The organism is Photobacterium sp. S4TG1 (assembly GCF_036040035.1).
Taxonomy (GTDB): Bacteria; Pseudomonadota; Gammaproteobacteria; order Enterobacterales; family Vibrionaceae; genus Photobacterium.
Window position 1 is genome coordinate 1 of sequence record NZ_JAYXUH010000032.1, and the last position, 2416, is coordinate 2416.

1 pseudogene is annotated in these 2416 nt (G+C 46.0%); it reads right to left on the minus strand.

Annotated features, from left to right (window positions below):
* A pseudogene (locus tag VXS03_RS19965) lies at positions 1–2416 on the minus strand (retention module-containing protein); the annotation flags it as partial.

A 2416-nucleotide genomic window follows, 5' to 3' on the forward strand; every position in this document is an offset into this window, starting at 1 on the left:
TTGCTGAGTCGTTTCATCAATGGTGGTGCCGCTATCGGTACCAAATTCGGGGTTGGCGCCATCCTTGATAGTGATATCAACATTGGCAGGCTTTTCTAACCAGTCACCATCAGTGTCTTGCGCCTGAATCGGCACATCAATGGTGATCTGATCGTTAATGCTATCGACTAAACCATCCACACCACTGTCGGTATGATTTAATGGTTTTTCTTGAGTGATAGTCACTTTTACATCGATATCATGACCATTAGCCGCTTGTACCGCATCCAATGATACCGTCACAACTGGCTCACCTGCCGCCGTGCTACCAATTAATACACCTGTTGCGGCGTCATAATGGAAGCTGATCGCTTCATTATTGCCCGTGGTTAATTCTGATTCTAATTCGCTAATTAACGTGGTTAATTGTTTTGGATCGATAGTGACCTTGGTGGGATCTAAACGGTCAGCCCCGGCTTCAATCACAACCGTCGTATTACCCGAAACCGGATAGCCTTGCTCGCTGCCTTGTGGGGTTAAATCGCCTTCAATAATGGTGATTTCACCGTGCTCATTACCCCCCGCGTCTGCGCCATCAGTGATATCAATCACCACTTGACCGTTAGTGGTATCGCCATCGTTATCCGTCGCCGTCACGCCTAGGTTAATGTTGGCAATGTCAGCATCGTTTTGATCAATCGGGCCAGTGACTTCAACCGTGTACGAACCATCCGTTGCGATAGTCACCACCATCACTGGTTTATTATCACTATCAACAACAGTCAGAACATTACCTGAAACCGTAAATGTTGTTGCTTCACCGTTACTAGTAATACCTTGAAGACTTGGTTGGTCGGCATTGAAATCAATGTGGTGAATAGCATCAGAGCCAACATCAAGAGGCACATCGCCATGAATGACTTGCCCTTGTTGAGTCGTTTCATCAATGGTAGTGCCGCTATCGATACCAAATTCGGGGTTAGCGCCATCCTTGATAGTGATATCAACATTGGCAGGCTTTTGTAGCCAATCACCATCAGTGTCTTGCGCCTGAATCGGCACATCAATGGTGATCTGATCGTTGATGCTATCAACTAAACCTTGGTTGCCATTATCTACATGGTTTAACGGTTTTTCTTGAATGATGGTCACTTTTACATCGATATCGTGACCATTCGCCGCTTGTACCGCGTCCAATGACACCGTTACAACCGGCTCACCTGCCGCCGTGTTACCGATTAATACGCCTGTTGCAGCGTCATAATGGAAACTGATCGCTTCATGATTGCCCGTGGTTAATTCAGATGACAGTTCATCTATTAACGTGGTTAATTGTTTTGGATCAATAGTGACCTTGGTAGGATCTAAACGGTCAGCTCCAGCTTCAATGACTACTGTTGTAGAGCCTGAAACAGGATAACCTTGCTCGCTGCCTTGTGGGGTTAAATCACCTTCAGTAATGGTGATTTCACCGTGCTCATTACCCCCCGCGTCTGCGCCATCAGTGATATCAATCACCACTTGACCGTTAGTGGTATCGCCATCGTTATCGGTGGCCGTCACACCCAAGTTCAAATTAACAACATCACTCGCTGATTGATCAATCGGGCCTGTGACTTCAACAGTGTACGAACCATCCGTTGCGATAGTCACCACCATCACTGGCTTATTATCACTATCAATAACAGTCAGAACATTACCTGAAACCGTAAATGTTGTTGCTTCACCGTTACTGGTGATTGTATTTAAACTCGGTTGGTCGGCATTGAAATCAATGTGGTGAATAGCATCAGAGCCCACATCAAGAGGCACATCACCATGGATGACTTGCCCTTGTTGAGTCGTTTCATCAATGGTGGTGCCGCTATCGGTACCAAATTCGGGGTTGGCGCCATCCTTGATAGTGATATCAACATTGGCAGGTTTTTCTAACCAGTCACCATCAGTGTCTTGCGCTTGAATCGGCACATCAATGGTGATCTGATCGTTAATGCTATCCACTAAACCATCCACACCACTGTCAGTGTGATTTAATGGTTTTTCTTGAGTGATAGTCACTTTTACATCGATATCATGACCATTAGCCGCTTGTACCGCATCCAATGATACCGTCACAACAGGCTCACCCGTTGCGGTACTACCAATTAATACGCCTGTTGCAGCGTCATAATGGAAGCTGATCGCTTCATTATTGCCCGTGGTTAATTCAGATGACAGTTCATCAATTAACGTGGTTAATTGTTTTGGATCGATAGTGACCTTGGTGGGATCTAAACGATCAGCTCCAGCTTCAATGACTACTGTTGTAGAGCCTGAAACAGGATAACCTTGCTCACCCGTTTGAGGGGTTAAATCACCTTCAGTGATGGTGATTTCACCGTGCTCATTACCCCCCGCGTCAGCGCCATCAGTAATATCAATCACCACTTGACCGTTG